Here is an 18,214-nt window from a genome sequence, read left to right as displayed (position 1 = left end):
AAGAAGTATAGTATAGAAAAAAGATATTCATCATTCAAAGGCATTTATCCTACAAACAGGAAACCAATTAGTAGTTTATAGTATACTAAAACCACAACGGCTATCTTCCCGTTAATACACATATAAATAGTCGCATATGTGATAGTCTATGTTTCTCATAGCTAAATTTACAATCATTTAATCATATGATTTATAATTCGATCATCGTAAACCAAGATTTATAACAAAGATATTTTCTTATTTTTTCTTAATCGCTCCTTTTCCTGACCGACTAAATCCACCACTTATGCTTTTACTTGTATCTACTCCCACCTTCTGTTGTTTGGCGGAAACAACGCCCGCTCTTTACCAGACTGCTCGGCTTTTGTCTGCACAAACGGGTTTGATCGCTCTTCCGACTGACAGAGCGACTAAGGCAATCGCTTAGCCCTGATCAGGTACTCCGCCAACGAATAAAGTTTCCTCCCCTCTAGATAAGCCAAAACGTAGCGAAACGATTGTGCTGGTTGATAGTCGATCAATCCTGACCAGAGAATAACCAGACATTAAAAAAATAAAAATGATCATGTGACAAATAGAACAACTATCTGTCTTAACTCTTTTAACTAAAAATGTGCATATGACTGAATTTTACAAAATTGATCTCCCAGAACCAGCAAACACAGGAATGATCGCTCAGACCTGGACACGCAATCGAATCTCCGCGTTTTGCCTAGTTGGTCAGGCAAAACCAGTACATCTAAATCAATCTCTATCCATCCCCCTGGAGCTACCTCCCCAGTAGCCATTGGCTGGTGTGAGGTTCCTTTTGCCAGGCTAACCTGTCCATACGGCATAATGAGAAGCACACTCGTCATCCCTGTTACCTAGTTCCACTTTAACAGCAATCAATATGATACCAATCGACAAACTGAATGAGTGTAGTTCTGCTCATCTTATCCGATTTCAATTCACAACAAAACAATCAGTTATTGCTCGGACAGTTACCAAAACAACCACTGGACTTCCACCCCCAGCTACGACAAACGATATACATGAAACATTACTCATAATCAAACCCACACAAAGCCTTGGTGGCTTATGATGAAACACGTTTAATACTTTTTTTCCACAATTTCTTTTAGCTATGAATATGATTAATTACTCTCGACTGACATTTCAGTCATACTGGCAGCGGACGGGTATACCCCCAGTGCCTGCCCCGTTCTCGTTAGTTGGGCACTATGCGAGAATATCTGCCCAACAGCTTCTGGTTTCATATTTCAGGAGAGCATGGTTAGGATTGATTTGCCTACTGTTCTTGCTTCAGCAAGCAAACGCACAAACGGTAGTTTTCCAGGAAACCTTCGTTCCCGATGCAAGCGGTTATGTGTATTACAATGCAGACCAAGTATTCGACGGATCGTATAATACCTCAGACGGAATTGGCGGTACACTTACTGGCAACCCGAACTCGGGGGGATGGATTTATAATGGTGCTTACATCAACGTACCTGCTAACTTAACGGTCGTTAGTCCTAATGGGGTAACAGGACCAAATAGTTATTATCTCTTAAATACCACCAGTGGCACCCCTCCCGGAGCCGCTAGTCCACGCTTTTACGGTACGTTTTATAATAAAACCATACCCGTACAACCTAATAAAACCTACAAGTTCTCCTTCTACTTCGCTGTCGGCCAAGCCAATCGAAAACCTGCGGTTGACCTGTTTGTCAGTGATAATGGCGGATTAAACCTCAACAACAGCACGCTGCTTACGGCTGCGCAACGAGCTAATTATACCACCACCAGCGATCAGGGTCAAAGTGTTACTTATAGTAGCAAACTGAATGTCTTCAGTCAAACTATTGGTCAATGGTATCTCTTCGAAACGCAGACTTTCACCACCTCGAGTACCGCAACTCAGCTCACGGTGAGCTTTTATAACAATCAGTGGGGCGGTGGCGGTAATGACTGGGGCTTCGACGAACTTAAGCTGATCGATATGACTCCTACCATTACCCTGTCGGGTCAGGTGTGGGATGATGCCGATGGCAATGTCATCCTCAATGGTTCGGAGACAGGTACCAATGCAGGCGGTCCTCTGTATGTCAATCTGGTAGATGGCACCAACACCGTTATCGGTTCAACGACCGTTTCAGCCAGCGGCAGCTATACCCTCACTGGTGTACCAGCCAGTACCACAGGGCTCAAACTGGTGCTGAGCACATCGCCTACGGCTGCCACGCCGGGTCCGCTGCCTAGCCAGTGGGTAAACACCGGTGAGAGCGTCAATCCCTCGAATCCTGCTACGCAGGGTGCTACGTTAGGGCAGATCGAATTAACCACGGGTACCACACCAGTTACGGCGCAGAACTTCGGTATCGAGAAACTGCCTACCCCAGGTAGTGGTGTGGCTACGGTGACAAACCCCGGTGGGACCAGCCCCGTAACGGCTCCGCCTGCCGCCTTCACAAATACAACGCCGAGCACCGATACAGCACCAGGTTCTGTGACCGCGATACGCATCACCACGTTCCCCAGCAATGTAACGAGTCTGACCATCAATGGCACACCTTACATCCCAGGCAGTTTCCCTGGTGGTGGCGTAGTGGTACCAACGAATGGTAATGGTGCACCAACCGTACCGATCCTGGTTGATCCAGCCAACGATACCCAGCCCGTTACGTTCACCTTAGTGGCGATTGACAATGCCGGTAAAGAGTCAACGACAACGGGTACAGCGGTACTCAATTCGGCCTTAACTGTCCCCTTGACAGGCCAGGTTTGGGATGATGCCGATGGTAACCTTACGCTCAACGGTTCAGAAGCAGGCACCAATGCGGGTGGTCCGTTGTATGTCAATCTGGTCGATGGCACCAACACCGTCATTGCCTCGACAAGCGTTTCGCCCACGGGTAGCTATACATTCGCTGGCGTGCCCGCTAACACAACGGGCCTGAAACTCGTGTTGAGCACTTCACCTACGGCTGCCACGCCGGGGCCATTGCCTAGCCAGTGGGTAAACACCGGCGAGAGCGTCAATCCCTCGAATCCTGCTACGCAGGGTGCTACGTTAGGGCAGATCGAACTCACTACGGGTACGACACCGGTCACGGCTCAGAACTTCGGGATTGAGAAATTGCCAACGCCAGGTAGCGGTTCTAACACGGTGAGCAATGCTGGTGGTACAACTCCCGTTACCGTGCCAGCCAATACGTTTACCAATACCACACCGAGCACCGATACAGCGCCTGGAAGTGTGACGGCCATCAAGATCACTACGTTCCCCAGCAACGTAACGAGTCTGACCATCAACGGCACGCCTTACACTCCAGGTACCTTCCCCGGCGGTGGCGTAGTCGTTCCGACCGATGGAAACGGTAACCCAACGGTACCGATCCTGGTTGATCCGGCCAATGACACCCAGCCCTCTACGTTCACCTTAGTGGCGATTGACAACGCCGGGAAAGAGTCTACTACGACGGGTACAGCGACCATCAACTCGACGCCCACCATCACCCTATCGGGTCAGGTTTGGGACGATGCCGATGGTAGCGTCACGATCAACAGCCCCGAAACGGGCACCAACGCTGGTGGTCCGCTTTATGTAAACCTGGTTAACAGCAGTGGCACCGTTATTGGCTCAGCTGCTGTAGGCAATGATGGTAGCTATACACTACCGGGTGTACCCACAAACACGACGGGACTGAAGCTGGTACTGAGCAACTCACCTACGGCTACTACGCCTGGTCCACTGCCGAGCCAGTGGGTGAACACCGGTGAGAATGTCGGTTCGTCTAATCAGACCATTCAGTCTGCTACGTTGGGTCAAATTGAGTTGACAACGGGAACCACCAACATTACGGCTCAGAACTTCGGGATTGAGAAGTTGCCCACGCCGGGCAGTGGCACGGCTACGGTGAGCAATCCGGGTGGTAACAGTCCGGTAACGGCTCCGCCTGCGGCCTTTACCAACGTAGCGCCCAGCACCGATACGGCTCCGGGAAGCGTGACGGCCATTCGCATTCCAACGTTCCCAACGAACACGACCAGCCTGACGATCAACGGTACGACCTATACGTCGGGTACCTTCCCTGCTAATGGCGTGGTAGTTCCGACCAATGGCAATGGTGCGCCAACAGTGCCCATCCTGGTTGATCCGACCGATGATACCCAGCCGGTGGTGATTCCGATCAAGGCGATTGACAATGCGGGTAAAGAGTCAACCACGACGGGTACCGCTACGCTCAACTCTGTGGGCGTACCTGATCTGACTCCGATCATCTATGCGCGTCCGTCGACGGTTTACAACACCACCGACATGACCGTAGTGGTAGACGTATTAGAACTGCTGGGTGTGTCCACCAATGGCTTAATCACGGTGCGCGTCACGAAGGATCCGAAGCTAATTCTAACGTTCCCACCCACAGCCACCACCATCGGCGGTCGTTCGGTTTCGAACAGTGTCTGGACGTTTGATAACTCGACCACTGGTTATTACACGTTAACGACGACACAGCCGGTAACCGCTTTTGATAAGCTCTCATTTGGTTTCACCGGTACGTTAACACCGGGTGCAACGTCGGGTGTTGTAACCGTAAGCTCGGTGATCATCGGCGGCAGTGGTGGTGAAGTTAAAACCAACAACAACGTCGATGCCGACAGAGTAGAGTACTTCCAACAGTAATCCGGTAGTCTGCGGGCGCTTATAGCGCTGAATAAAAAAAGTCTGGCTTGTTCCGCAAGGAACAAGCCAGACTTTTTTTATTCCTTACTTCCTGTATCCTGCTCAGCCAACGGCACCATTCGGTTAAGCTCGTTTATCCCGTAGTCGTCAGGCTTTTCTGATAATAAAGGAGCCCAGTCAGTACGTCGTTTCCGTTATTTCTTATCTTGTAGCACGATTCATTATCAGTGCTAAGAAGCTGTCAGACCAAGCAAAAACTATTTTTTTGATAGTTTCTATGGTGTTTAATGACTTTTACAACCTCTATATGAAACAGATCTTCCTCCTCTACTTAACATTTCTTTTCGTTTTGCCAGCGTTCGCCCAAGACCGGCTCATGGGCAAGGCATTTGCTACCCGTTCTGTTGTGATGGCGCAACGCGGTATGGCCTGTACCTCCCATCCGCTATCGACACAGGCCGCTATCGACGTACTACGTTCGGGCGGCAATGCCATTGATGCTGCCATTGCCGCCAATGCGATGGAAGGCTTAGTGGAGCCGCATGTGAATGGGATTGGTGGTGATCTGTTTGCCATCGTCTGGGACGCCAAAACCAAAAAACTGTATGGACTGAATGCCTCAGGTCGGTCACCCTACAACCTGACGTTGGCCGAGTTTAAGAAACGCGGGCTAACGCACATTCCATCCGATGGCCCACTACCCGTATCAACGCCAGGCTGTGTGGATGGCTGGTTTGAGCTGCACAAGCGATTTGGCAAAACACCCATGCCCAAAATTCTGTCGCACGCCATACGCTACGCTCGTGAGGGGTATCCGGTTCACGATGAAGCATCGATCTCCTGGGCTTCGATGATCAGTCGATTTGGCAAATACCCGAACGTGAAGGAAACCTACGCACCTACGGGAGCGGCTCCCAAACGGGGCGAAATTTTCAAAAACCCAGCCCTGGCCAACACATTAGAGAAAATTGCCAAAGGTGGCCGCGATGCGTTTTACAAAGGTGAGATTGCCCAGACGATTGATACGTTCATGAAAAAAGTGGGTGGTTATCTTAGTGCAAAAGACTTAGCCGATCATACGTCTGAATGGGTTGAACCCGTTTCAACAAACTACCGGGGCTACGATGTTTGGGAATTACCCCCGAATAGTCAGGGTATCACTACGTTGCAGATGCTCAATATTCTGGAAGGCTACGATTTCTCGAAAATCGCCTGGGGTAGTCCCGAACACATCCATCTGTTTGTTGAAGCCAAAAAGCTGGCGTTTGAAGATCGCGCCAAATACTACGCTGATCCAGCCTTCTCCAAAATACCGGTCAGAGAATTGATTAGTAAGGAATATGCGACGGAACGGCGAAAACTGATCGATCCGAACCGGGCGGCCAGTCGCGTTGATGCCGGGAATCCAGCCCTGAAACAAGGAGATACCATTTACCTGACGGTTGCGGATGAGGAAGGGAATATGGTTTCGTTGATTCAAAGCAATTACCGCGGCTTCGGTTCGGGTATGGTGGCTGATGGTCTGGGGTTTATGTTTCAGGATCGCGGAGAGCTGTACAGTTTATATGAAGGTCAAAACAATACGTATGCTCCTCACAAACGCCCTTTCCAGACCATTATTCCAGCTTTTGTTACGAAAGACGGGGTGCCGTTTATGAGTTTCGGTGTCATGGGGGGTAGTTTCCAGCCACTGGGTCATACGGAGATTTTGATGAACATGATTGATTTTGGCATGAATCCACAGGAGGCTGGCGACGCTCCCCGCATCGACCACAGTGGTTCGTCGGAACCCACCGGCGAGAAAATGCAGGATTCCGGTCTTATTACTTTAGAATCAGGCTATCCGTACGAAACCATCCGGGACCTCATGCGAAAAGGGCACAAAATCGGCTATGGCCTCGGTGGCTACGGCGGCTATCAGGCCATTATGTACGACGCCAAAAATAAAGTGTATCACGGCGCAACAGAGTCGCGGAAAGATGGGCAGGCAGCTGGTTTTTAACTGAACATGCAGGAACCGCTGATTACCAACGACGCCATTATTCTGGGCATTTTTCTGGTGCTGCTGACCTTTATTTTCAGGACCTCCCAATCGGCGCACCCGTTCTGGCAACGAGCGTATACCTACGTACCATCGCTCCTGCTCTGCTACATTTTTCCGGCGGCAATGAATAGCCTGAACATCATTTCGGGCGAACAGTCCAGTCTATACAAAGTATCAACCAATTATCTGCTGCCGGCGGCTTTGGTGTTACTGACTTCTACCGCCGATCTGCGGTCGATTGCCCGATTGGGTCAAAAAGCCCTGGTAACGTTTATGTCGGGTACAGTCGGGATTATTCTTGGCGCGCCAATCGCGTTCTGGCTCGTGATGCAGTTGATACCCGGTTTTCGCGAACAGGCGATTGCCAATGAATATTGGAAAGGGTTGGTCACGATCTCGGGGAGCTGGATTGGTGGCAGCAGCAGTCAGTTGGCTCTCAAAGAAATCTATGGCTGCAGCGAGGAATTGTTTGCCATTATCCTGGTGGTCGATGCCGTCGTGTCGACCAGCTGGACGGCCTGTTTAATTTACGGGGCTGCGTACCGCGACAAAATCGATACGTGGCTCCAGGCCGATACGCGTTCGATTGACGAAGTGAAGCAACGGATTCTGGCCTACAAAGAAGAGCCCGACCGTCCCGCTAACTTATTGGATTTAAGTACGATTCTGGCGTTAGGTTTCGGTGGCGGGGCGCTGGCACATGCATTCGCGTATATCATCTCGACGAATCTTCAACCCTATAAAGCGTCGTTAGCTACATATGGTCTTGATCCCTTTACGTCTAACTTTCTTTGGGTGGTCATTCTCTCGACCTCGCTAGGCATCGCCTTGTCCTTCACACGACTCCGCAAACTCGAAAAACTCGGTACAACTGATCTCGCTACGTTGTTTGTCTACTTCCTGATCATGACCATCGGTATGCGACTGAATCTATCTAATTTGGGAGGTAACCTGGGTCTGTTTCTGGTGGCCGTTATCTGGATGCTGATTCACGTAGTGGTCATGCTGATTACGGCCCGGATCATTAAAGCGCCTTATTTTTTCGTGGCCGTTGGTAGTCAGGCGAATATTGGGGGCGTATCGACCGCTCCGGCTGTAGCTTCTATTTTTCACCCGGCTCTGGCTCCCGTAGGCGTATTACTGGCGGTGCTGAGTCACGTACTGGGTACGTATGGCGGGCTCATTACGGCCTGGCTGATGCGACTCGTTACGTACTGACAGCGCGCTTATCGCCATTCACTTTGGTTGATTCACAAAAAAACATCGGACAACCTAAGGGTCATCCGATGGCGAAACAACAAACAAACAAATCACTCAAAAACAAAACGTTACGTCTTACTCCATCACCATTTCGGTATGGGCAGGAGCTTCGATTTTCTTCCCAACAAACAGCAGTAGCAACGGCACGCAAATCAGGAAGAAACCGCCGATGATCAGGAATGAATCGGCGTAGGTCATAACCAGTGCCTGCTTAATGACAGCCCCCTGCATCACGCCATAGGCTTTACCCGTAGCCGTAACCAAGGCATCTCCCTTCGATAGGAACAGGTTCGTATATTGCCTGATCCGTTCGGCAGATAATGGGTTGTATATTGAGATGTTATCAGCAAGGCGGGATGAATGCAGAACCGTACGTGTCGAAATATAGGTCGTCATGATGGCCGTTCCGAACGTACCGCCCAACTGACGAATCATACCTGTTAAAGCCGAACCTTGCGGAATCTCAATATTCTTCAGATCAGCCAGCGTAATGGTAGTCAGAGGAATAAAAATCATTCCCATACCAATACCCCGAACAATAAGCGGCCAGAAAAAATAATCGGGGCCGGCATCGAGACTAATGGCCGACAGATCAAAGCAGAAGCCAAAGAACAGTAGGAACCCAGCGGCTGCGTACCAGACCGGAGAAATGTAATTTTTACTGAGTAGTCCACCCACAACAGGCATCATCATGCCAGTCACAATTGAACCTGGCATCAGCAGCAGCCCCGTTTGGCTGGCCGTAAATCCCAGGATAGTCTGGCAGAAAACCGGGATAATAAATACCGACGCAAACAGACCAAAGCCGAGAATAAAGTTAAACAATGTACCCACCGCAAACCGGCGCTGACGTAACAGACTCAGATCCAGAATCGGCAGTTTTACGATCAGTTGGCGCCAGATGAATCCAATGATGCCAATACCCGCAGCGATCGACATGATGACAATGAACTCCGAGGTAAACCAGTCTTCTTCCTGGCCTTTTTCCAGAACGATCTGCAAACCACCGATTCCCATTGTCAGGAGTATGAGCGCCAGCCAGTCCATCTTACCGGCCAGTACTTTCTCGGCGGGTTCTTTGATGAACATATAAGTCAGCACCGTGGCGGCAATACCGAACGGAATGTTGATATAAAACACCCAGTTCCACGACAGATTGTCGGTAATGTATCCACCGAGGGTAGGGCCAATGGACGGACCAATGATCACACCCATCCCGAAAATAGCGTTGGCAATCCCAAGCTGCTCTTTTGGGAAGGTTTGAATCAGAATTGACTGCGCCGTGGTGAGCAACCCTCCCCCACCAATTCCCTGCACAACCCGGAAGAAAACCAACTCCCAAACGTTGGTCGACGTACCGCAGAAGATGGACGATATCGTGAACAGGACAATCGACGCGGCAAAATAATTTCGGCGACCTAACTTAGCCGTCAGCCAGCCCGACATGGTAATCATCACAGCACTAGCGGCTGCATAACCCGTTACAACCCAGCTGATATCGCCCAACGATGCGCCCAAATTACCCATCATCTGGTTGAGCGTTACGTTCACGATGGACGAGTCGATGGTTTGCAGCAGGGCGGCTGTCGTCACCGTGATGACGACGATCCATTTATCAAAACCTAATTTCATGAATAGTTTGATTTAGTGGTGTCGGACGGATGGCCGCAGCCGTTTGAGAACCCGACACAATTGCTGACGCTAGCTTGTCGGGTTCGAGAACCCAACATCACTAACCCACCACCTTACTTCTGCAAATCAACCGCTACGTTCACACTCATACCTGGGCGGATTTTAGCGTAGATAGGACTGTTTTTATCGATATCGATACGTACCGGAATCCGTTGCACAACTTTCACGTAGTTACCCGTTGCGTTGTCAGGAGGCAGTAATGAGAATTTAGCCCCCGTTGCTCCTGCAAATGAACCGACATGGCCCGTTAGTTTTTCGCCACCGAATGCATCGACGTCAATATCAACCGTTTGGCCAGGCTGCATTTGTTTCAATTGCGTTTCCTTAAAGTTAGCTGTAACCCAAAGATTTTGATTACCAACCACCGAACACACAGCCTGACCGGCTTGTATCAACTGGCCAATCTGCACCGACCGCTTCGATACAACCCCCGAAACCGGTGCCCGGACGATCGTATAAGATAATTGCAGATCAGCAATGTCCAGATCAGCCTGGCGCTGTTTGATGGCTGCCTGCGCTACGGTAATCTGACCTTCCGTTGCCCGGCGTTGTGAGCTGGTTACGCCCGTTTGCGTACCCGCTGCCGACACTTGCGATTGAGCCGTTTGCAACTGAGCCTGAGCCGCCTGCAATTGCGCCTGAGCGGCATCGCGTTCAGCCTCTACTACGTCAAATTGTTGCTGCGGAACGGTTTTTTCGGCCAGTAATCGACTGTACCGATCAAAGTCCTGGCCGGCTTTACGGGCCCGTGCCTGGGCAGCCGCTACGTTAGCCTGGGCCGTGGCTACCTGATTACGCGCCGTTTGCACACTTGCCTGCGAACTTTGTACCGTCGCCGACGCTACGCTCACCTGCGAGCGGCTTACCCCAGCGGCCGCCATGGCACTTTGCAGAGCGGCCTGCGCCTGCGCTACCCGAAGCCGATAGTCAGCATCATCCAGTACGAACAGGGTATCTCCTTCTTTAACGTGCTGGTTGTCTTTGAACCGAATCTCTTTTACGTACCCGCTGGCTTTCGGGATTACCGGGTTTACGTCCCCGTCAATTTGCGCATCATCGGTGGTTTCGTGGCGCTGCAGGTAGCGAAATTCGCTGTACCCAAAAAAGAGGGCAATAGCCAGAACAATGACACCCCCTACGCGGAATAATGTTTTCTTATCCATGATTGTAAGTCGAAACAGGAATTAATTGAGATTACTACCCGTAGCTTTCAACAGGCGCTGATAGGCCAGTTGTGCGTCTACGGTTGCGTTGATAACATTCAGTTGAGCTTGCAATAAGAAGCTGTTGGCTTCCAGTAAATCAGTCGAACCGACTAGTCCGTTACGAAAACGGGATTCCGTCAGGCGGTAGTTTTCCTGCGCCTGCCCAACTGCTGTGCGGATTACGTTTTGCTGCTCCAGTGCCAGTTGGTAATTATTATACGACGTAACAACTTCCGAGCGGATCTGATCATTTTGCAACTGACTCTGTATACCTGCCTGATCAATTGCATTCTGGGCGCTATGCAGTTTGCCCTTTATGTTATACAGCGAACCGATGTTATAACTGATTCCTAAGCCTACGTTCCAGGCACTGATAAAGGAATTGGCTTCCGGAATGACACGGGCCGTTGGGTTAATGTAATTGTAACCCGCTGATACGCCCAGATGCGGATACATGACACTTTTCGTATTACGTAACATTTCCTGAGCCGACTGTACCCGTAATTCATTCGCTTCTACTTCCGGACGAGTCTGCACGGCCCTATCTAAAAATACATTCAGAGGTTCGGTAACGGTTGTCGGATTGGTCAGCAACGTATCAATTGCAATCGTCTGATTATCGGGTAGTCCGATAAGCAAATTGAAATTATAAAGGGCCGTCTGGCGGGCTTTCTCAACTTGTAAGCGGCTCAGGTTCAAATTATTTTTCTGCAACTGAATTTTCAATACCTCATTGGCCGTTACAACGCCCTCTTTTTGCAGGTTTTGCGCTTCCCGCTCCCGTTCGTCAAACTGCTTAATATTCTGCTCAATCACACCAATTGACCGAGCTAGTTTAACGATGTTATAATAGGCATCCGTTACGGTATAAACCAGCTCCGAACGATTCCGATGGGCATCAAGATGGCTGGCTTTTGCCAACAATTCTGCCGACTTCTCAGCTGATTTTTCGGCAAAGCCGCCAAAAATTTCTTTGCTGATCGTGGCACCCCCCATTGTCGCATTAAATGCACCAGCTGGAATTCCAAACAAGGCTTTCCCATCATCTCCCTGCCCCAATGAAAATGGTCCAGTCAGGCTATAGCGCGAATAGGCCAGAGACGCGTTGGCAGTAGGTAAGCTACGATCTTTAGTTTCCTGTAGCCGGGCTTCAGCAGCCTGCGTACGCGAGTCGGCTAATTTAATCCCCTTGTTGTTCTGCAAAGCCTGTTGAACGGCTTTATTCAGGGGCATTACGATTGGTGCCGGTTGTGCAATCGTCAGGCCTAAGCCTGCCAGCACTAATCCGACACTCATTACGTACTTTTTCATATTACTTATTTCTAATTTTATCCAGTAGTGTATTCATCATTTGGGCTTCCTCATCGGTCAGATGACTGACGATGGATTCAAAATCCTTGAATTCGACGGCTACCTTTTCGACAAACTGATTCGATTCATTCGTCAGCCGCAGATTCACGCGACGTCGGTTCGTTGGATCGGCTTCGCGCACAACCAGATTCTTCGCCACCAGTCGATCAATTAGCCGGGTCATATCGGAGTTCATATCGGTCATTTTTTCCTTCAACTCGCCCGCCGACAGGCTATTTGGGAAGGCTTGTGCAAGCAGACGAAGGGCCTTATATTGCTGTACCGACAAATCAAAGGGAGACAACTTCTGTTGAAAGTGATTGAAAATGTATCCATCTGTTTTGTGCAGATTGATGATCAATCGATGGTACTCGTTTCGGAACTGACTTTCCATTGTGTTTGTAATAGCGCTTCAAATGTATAACCAATGTTTGTTTAAACAAATTTCGTTTAAACAGCTAACGCTATACGGGAAATGCATCCAGGAAAATTAGTGATGTATACAGGCTTAGATTAATTCAATTCTATCATCGTATTGAAATAATGCAAATAGAATTTCAACTGTCGAAGCTGAAATTCCTATAATAGAGTATCTATGAATACTATAAAGTTTAATAGGAATTTAATTTTTGCTCAGTACGATAAAGCCTGATTCTGGAGAAAGAAGTACCTAACAGTATTGTGATATTAGGCTTCGTAACTAGTCAGCGGTCCTGAAAGCACACGTACCGACTTTTAAGAAACCCAATATCACTAGGGAATTATAGAGCCTATGAGACGCAGAAGCGTTCAGAGATAATTTATGCAGTATTTACATTACGCGGCTAAATTGATCACTTCGGCGGTTATTCGGCTGTTGGCAGCAATCGAACGGGCAAACGGCAAGTGCCCTTTTGGCGCCATTAGGTACACTTGCCCGCCACTCAGCGAGGCTAATTGGTAAAGTAATTTCAGTTTGGAGACCAGATAGTCCGGATCGGTGGTTTTAAGAATTACTTCAAAATAGGACTTGTGGTCAAACTGTCTTCCGGTCACATCTGGAATAAAGGATTGGCCATCCTGCTGGCGACCATATCCGTTTGGTTTTTGATAGCCTTCTGCGTTAGCCTGAATGTCGCTAAAACCACGAATTCTAGCCCAGTTAGCTACTTGTTCGATATACGCTTGTTTAGTCATAAGTAAAAATATGTAATTAATCCCAGGTAATTACAAAGTCGAACGGGATACATCATTTAAAGACTGTTCTACTTCATCAATTGCCCGTCGGAGGTGCCGGTTCAAATAAACTCGCTGATCATCAATAAAAAAGGCAAGTTCATTGTCAAAATCGCCAGTAAAAAAAGAGCCATTTGCAAAATAACCCGTTCCTTGGTCGAAATATCGATTTAATCGATTGTCTGTCTGCTGACCAATGTTGTCGGCCGTTAAGCCGGGCAGACGGTTGTACATCCATTCGACTAAAGACGTAATATCCTGGATCTTGCCGTTTACGCCAACATCTTTCAGAAACTCTACTCGCTTATCCGCCTGCTGTGCCTGAAGTAGTATTGCATGCACGAGCGTGATCAACTCAATGAATGTTTCTTTCCAGGGGCCATCTTCTGCCGAATCCCGATTGAACACGGGTGAATCCAGCAATACATGTACCCGGGTTAACTGACGTTGTAAGGAGTTGGCATTATCTACCATGTTCATGTGATTTTACTAATGTGAAAGCCTGGGACGTATGTATATGTATGCCCAGACTGATTGAAGCCGTTAGGCCCACCCATCCCTAATTGTGTTAGGTATAATGACCGGACGAAATATTCGCTCGGGTAAACTATGCCAGTTAACAATCTGAATCACCCAAATTAGGATATCCATAAATTGCGTATTGTAATTATTCATATTGCTTTATTGAATTAGTCTGCTTTACTACCAATGGTCATGAAAATTGATGTCGATACGTTACTGGCCAACTGGTCCACTAATCATGTACGTGCCCTCCTGAATGGTGACCTCTAAATTTTTACCAACCCATTGATCAATGTCCAGCCCATTCAGGTTCGCTACCGTAAGATCTAAGCCTTTTGGCAGCAAAGGGCCTTTCTGAATACAGACCGGAAGCCTGGTTTTAAACCCTTCGTTAGTCGGGGTAAATAAGTAATTAAATATGATTGTCATGGCTAGATTGGCGGGATACGCTGTTTGTAAGATTATCTGCGTACTGTTAACGGCCAAACTGAGGAATCAAATCCTGCCGTTTAGCGGCCTGTTCGACCGTTAGATATAAGATCGTACGAGGCATGTCACGCACCAGGTAAGGCTTCTTAGAGGCCTCAAGCAATTGATGGGCAACCAGTTGACGTTCTTTAACCGTTAATTTCGGGGGCATTTTCATAGGGGACGTATTAATAATGAGTAGGTAGTATGATAAGATAAACGCTTCTATTCAGGCTAATCTGTAGCATTAGCAGAAGAGTAAGACACAGCAAAGGGAATCAGGCGAACAGCTCTACCGTAATTAGGGTAGTGATAACAGATAACAACGAGCCTCCATAAAAGCCCGCATAAGGTGCCGATGAAAGAAAATACGGTCACGCCCAACAAAAAAAGTCAGTTCGTTTTCGTAGGTGCAGCGAAAGAATAAACCATTTGGGAAATACCCAGTCCCTACGCCGTAAACATAATTGAGGTTTGGAAAGATAATGGTCAGATTAGGCCGAGCGAGGTTGTTATCACTGCTTACATAAGCAGACTGACGCATCGAATCGAGTAAACTGGTAATGTCCTGCCGCTCATCGTCACTATTTACTTCTTCTGTAAAGTCGATGCGTTTACCAGCGACCAAAGCTTGTCTCACCAGATCACTAACCGCCCCAATTAACGCAATCCAACTGATCTGGCTCTGTTTTATAAAAGGAGTAGCTGGCTTGAAGGCATTGGCCTGGAGAAGATGGGCTATCAGAGCAAGATGCTCAGTTAGTTGCTGCTTTGTCCAGGCGGCATCCGGGGAGTCAATCATAAGCCAGGGCATTTGACTGCCAGTTAGCACGCACACAACAACGTCCTAACTATTATAACGCGTTTGCGCTTAAAAAGATTACAACTCGGAGATATATTTATCGATGGCTTTTTCAAGCTCTTATTTAGTACTTCTACATACGTGCTAAGTTCATCTGTATCGCCTGGAGCGTTTTACCACTAAAATCAAAATACTTTCAAAATCAATAGGATAGGCCAATTAATAAACGTACATTTACTTATTAAATAATCGATTATGCAAGAAGGAACAGTTAAATTTTTCAATGAACTCAAAGGATTTGGGTTTATTAGTCCCAAAGACGCTCAACCAGATATTTTTGTCCACGCATCCGGTCTTATTGATCAGATTCGCCAGGATGATCAGGTTAAGTTCAATGTAATTGAAGGGAAAAAAGGACTTAATGCGGTGGACGTAGAAATTCTTTAATCCCATCTAGGATACATTAAAAAGAAAAACGACAGGCTGATCAGTCTGTCGTTTTTCTTTTGAGCCCTACGCAAGAGACATTGGATAATACGTACTAATGCAGCAATCAGCTTACTAAAAAATGATTATACTTTTTCAAATACCAGCCGATAATGTTCCATCGTCTCCTGCTGGAAACATACCCGATTCGGACTAACCCGAAACACAGCGATTAAATCCTGAAATGCTTTATTGGTCAATAACTTGGGTAACAGCGAGGCATATAGCCAATACTTTTCCAGATTAAAAGCCCGGAATCGCTTCCGCCACTGCCCGATAGTCTCAATATAATCAAGGCGTCCGCTACTTTTCGAAACGAGTTTAAAATGCGGCTGCGCGTTACGAATGACCTGCTCAGGACCATAGGGCAACCACGAACCCGGAAACTGGGCAATCATCAATGCCAGAGCATACGAAGGTGAATCTTTGGGAGCCTTCACAGTGATCTCCTCAAAAGGAATCATGTTTTTCCCAAAAACCATCGTCTGCATATAGAACCGACCACCAACAGGTAACAAGTCGTTTAGTTTTGTAAAAAAATCGGCGTAGACACTGTCCTGCTGCCCTGCCAGATACTGTTCCACCGAGCAGAAATGCTCCATACCACCAATACAACTAACCGCATCGAAGGTACCGTAATCAGCCGGGGTAATCAGCCGACAATCTTTAATGTCTACCGTCAGACCGTTAGCGCGGCAGGCCTCAGCCTGTCCCTGCGAGAGCGTTACCCCACGTCCGTTAGCTCCCCGGTCTTTAATGTATTGAAGAAAAGGTCCCCAGCCACAACCCATATCCAACACCCGCGAACCGGATTTTACCCCCAGACTATCGGCAATAAACTGATGTTTCTGACGCTGAGCCTGTTCCAGAGTAAGCGAAAAATCACCATTGTACATAGCTCCACTATAATCGCCCGTCTGACCCATGCTCAGGCGAAAGATTTTATCAATCGTCGTATACGTAAAATCGAGATCTTGTTGAGAAGCCATGCGTCTAGGAGGATATAAATGAATAAGAGAAGTTCATTAATTGCGATTTATACAGGCTACGTTTCTCACTGCCTGCCCAGGGTCTCTAAAAGACGAAAATGAGAGTAAAGCGCCGAGCCGAAACTGCGATTCTCCAGGTAAGGCAAGCCAAATTCCTGGGCCGTATCTTTAACTATAGCCGTAATGGCCGGATAATGAATATGGCAGACCTTAGGAAACAAATGATGTTCAATCTGGCGATTTAAGCCCCCACAAATAAAGGCGGCCAGCGGTGAACGGGGCGCGAAATTGGCCGTAGTATGCAACTGATGAATCGCCCAGGCTTCCTGCATGTTTCCTTTTTCGTCGGGCAACGGGAACGTAGTGCCTTCTACCGCGTGCGCCAGTTGAAAGACAAGACCCAGCACTAACCCTTCGGCCAGATGCATGACAATGAACCCGATCAGTATTTGCCACCAGGCCAGACTAAGCACCGCAAACGGTAGAATCAAAAAGAAAACGTAGTAAAGCCCTTTAGACATGAATAGCTTAAAGTGCTCACGTCGTGGGTGCGCAGCCGTGTCGTGATGACCAATCCGACTCTTAAAGAATTTGACGTAATCCTTCCGAAATACCCAGGATAGCGACGCCAGTGAATACAAGGGGATCGTATACCATTGCTGATAGCGATGCCAGGGCTGAAGTTTTTCGTTTGGATCCAGTCTGACCAACCCCGGCGCTACCTCAATATCTTCGTCATGGCCCGGTATGTTGGTAAACGTATGGTGAACGATGTTGTGCGTGATTTTCCAGACGTAGGGGTTGGCACCCAATAAATAAAAGCTACCACCTAACAGTTTGTTAACCCAGGGATGGGCCGAAAAAGCACCATGTAACGCATCGTGGGAGACGTTAAAGCCGATGCAGGCCGCAAATACCCCCAGGATAACGGCTAGTCCCAACATTGTCCAGGGACCAAACTGATTGGAGAGAATCAGGCCATAGAATATAGCATAACCAACCAAAAAAAAGAGTGCCTTCGCCCACATAGCACTATTGGCATGAGGAGAAATGGCCTTATCTGTAAAATAGCCATCGACCCGTTGCCGGACTGTAGCAAAAAATGGTGACCGACTTGTATTAGTGAACTTAACTTTGGTTGTCATGTAAGAATAATTAGGTAAATAATTGACCGATTTGTTGTATCTGTCTCAGTTGGGGCAGAGCGAATATGCCTTTTTCGGTAAGAGCATACTCCACTCGGGATGGAATTTCGGCGTATAGAACTCGTTTCATCACGCCCAGGGCTACGAGTGCTTTTAATTCGCCAGCCAGAACCTTCTCACTAACGCCAGGTAATAATTCGCTCAGTTTGGTGTAGCGAAGCGTTTGCTCGCCCAGCACCAGAATAATGTACAGTCGCCATTTGCCGCAGATGACTGACAAGGCGTTATTGATTATTGATAGATCAGGCTCAAAATCGGATTCATGGAAATCGCTTGGTGTCATGGTCAGTAGGCATTTTCTGAACCG

The 18,214-nt window shown here is 48.1% G+C and carries 16 protein-coding genes; 4 read left to right on the top strand and 12 right to left on the bottom strand.

Going from position 1 to position 18,214, the window contains the following annotated elements:
• Positions 1–1,300 precede the first annotated feature (1,300 nt).
• From IC230_RS08720 to IC230_RS08710, 3 genes are all read left to right on the top strand, one after another.
• Positions 1,301–4,669, top strand: coding sequence for a beta strand repeat-containing protein (locus IC230_RS08720; RefSeq protein WP_191038579.1), 3,369 nt, complete (start codon positions 1,301–1,303; stop codon positions 4,667–4,669).
• 307 nt (positions 4,670–4,976) lie between these two features.
• Positions 4,977–6,671 (top strand): gamma-glutamyltransferase, encoded by a 1,695-nt coding sequence (ggt, locus tag IC230_RS08715; RefSeq protein WP_191038578.1) that lies wholly within the window; start codon positions 4,977–4,979, stop codon positions 6,669–6,671.
• A gap of 6 nt (positions 6,672–6,677) precedes the next feature.
• Positions 6,678–7,931, top strand: a complete 1,254-nt coding sequence (locus IC230_RS08710; protein WP_191038577.1) for a DUF819 family protein — start codon at positions 6,678–6,680, stop codon at positions 7,929–7,931.
• Between the two features lie 117 nt (positions 7,932–8,048).
• On the opposite strand, the gene IC230_RS08705 is transcribed toward IC230_RS08710, so the two are convergent.
• The 9 genes from IC230_RS08705 to IC230_RS08665 form a co-directional block, all read right to left on the bottom strand.
• The gene (locus IC230_RS08705) at positions 8,049–9,605 is read right to left on the bottom strand and encodes a DHA2 family efflux MFS transporter permease subunit (RefSeq protein WP_191038576.1); all 1,557 of its coding nucleotides are present in this window, start codon (positions 9,603–9,605) and stop codon (positions 8,049–8,051) included.
• A 113-nt stretch (positions 9,606–9,718) separates the two neighbouring features.
• Positions 9,719–10,828 carry an HlyD family secretion protein gene (locus IC230_RS08700; protein ID WP_191038575.1) on the bottom strand — a complete coding sequence of 370 codons (1,110 nt, stop codon included), beginning with the start codon at positions 10,826–10,828 and terminating at the stop codon, positions 9,719–9,721.
• A gap of 21 nt (positions 10,829–10,849) precedes the next feature.
• Positions 10,850–12,181 (bottom strand): TolC family protein, encoded by a 1,332-nt coding sequence (locus tag IC230_RS08695; RefSeq protein ID WP_191038574.1) that lies wholly within the window; start codon positions 12,179–12,181, stop codon positions 10,850–10,852.
• A gap of 1 nt (position 12,182) precedes the next feature.
• Entirely contained in the window at positions 12,183–12,614 is a 432-nt protein-coding gene (locus IC230_RS08690) for a MarR family winged helix-turn-helix transcriptional regulator (RefSeq protein WP_191038573.1), read from the bottom strand.
• Positions 12,615–13,036: 422 nt separating this feature from the next.
• Positions 13,037–13,396: a hypothetical protein gene (locus IC230_RS08685; RefSeq protein ID WP_191038572.1), complete on the bottom strand. Its 360-nt coding sequence runs from the start codon at positions 13,394–13,396 to the stop codon at positions 13,037–13,039.
• Between the two features lie 30 nt (positions 13,397–13,426).
• Positions 13,427–13,915, bottom strand: coding sequence for a hypothetical protein (locus IC230_RS08680; RefSeq protein ID WP_191038571.1), 489 nt, complete (start codon positions 13,913–13,915; stop codon positions 13,427–13,429).
• A 255-nt stretch (positions 13,916–14,170) separates the two neighbouring features.
• A complete protein-coding gene (locus tag IC230_RS08675) occupies positions 14,171–14,386 on the bottom strand; it encodes a hypothetical protein (protein WP_191038570.1) in 216 nt (71 codons plus the stop codon).
• A 46-nt stretch (positions 14,387–14,432) separates the two neighbouring features.
• Entirely contained in the window at positions 14,433–14,603 is a 171-nt protein-coding gene (locus tag IC230_RS08670; RefSeq protein WP_191038569.1) for a hypothetical protein, read from the bottom strand.
• 123 nt (positions 14,604–14,726) lie between these two features.
• Complete coding sequence (locus IC230_RS08665; RefSeq protein ID WP_191038568.1) at positions 14,727–15,239, bottom strand: hypothetical protein; 513 nt, start codon at positions 15,237–15,239, stop codon at positions 14,727–14,729.
• Between the two features lie 243 nt (positions 15,240–15,482).
• Here IC230_RS08665 and IC230_RS08660 point away from each other — a divergent pair, with 243 nt between their 5' ends.
• Positions 15,483–15,674, top strand: a complete 192-nt coding sequence (locus tag IC230_RS08660) for a cold-shock protein (protein WP_191038567.1) — start codon at positions 15,483–15,485, stop codon at positions 15,672–15,674.
• Between the two features lie 125 nt (positions 15,675–15,799).
• Here the strand turns inward: IC230_RS08660 and IC230_RS08655 are convergent, their stop codons facing one another.
• The 3 genes from IC230_RS08655 to IC230_RS08645 all read right to left on the bottom strand — a co-directional run bounded on the left by IC230_RS08655 (position 15,800) and on the right by IC230_RS08645 (position 18,190).
• Positions 15,800–16,702: an SAM-dependent methyltransferase gene (locus IC230_RS08655; RefSeq protein WP_191038566.1), complete on the bottom strand. Its 903-nt coding sequence runs from the start codon at positions 16,700–16,702 to the stop codon at positions 15,800–15,802.
• A gap of 65 nt (positions 16,703–16,767) precedes the next feature.
• On the bottom strand, positions 16,768–17,847 hold the full coding sequence (locus IC230_RS08650) for a fatty acid desaturase family protein (protein WP_191038565.1): 1,080 nt from the start codon (positions 17,845–17,847) through the stop codon (positions 16,768–16,770).
• A 10-nt stretch (positions 17,848–17,857) separates the two neighbouring features.
• The gene (locus tag IC230_RS08645) at positions 17,858–18,190 is read right to left on the bottom strand and encodes a winged helix-turn-helix transcriptional regulator (protein ID WP_191038564.1); all 333 of its coding nucleotides are present in this window, start codon (positions 18,188–18,190) and stop codon (positions 17,858–17,860) included.
• Between the last annotated feature and the right edge of the window lie 24 nt (positions 18,191–18,214).

Origin of the sequence: Spirosoma validum, from assembly GCF_014699035.1 — a bacterium.
In the GTDB taxonomy this organism is placed as follows: Bacteria; Bacteroidota; Bacteroidia; order Cytophagales; family Spirosomataceae; genus Spirosoma; species Spirosoma validum.
This window is presented reverse-complemented; position numbering and strand designations above follow the sequence as displayed.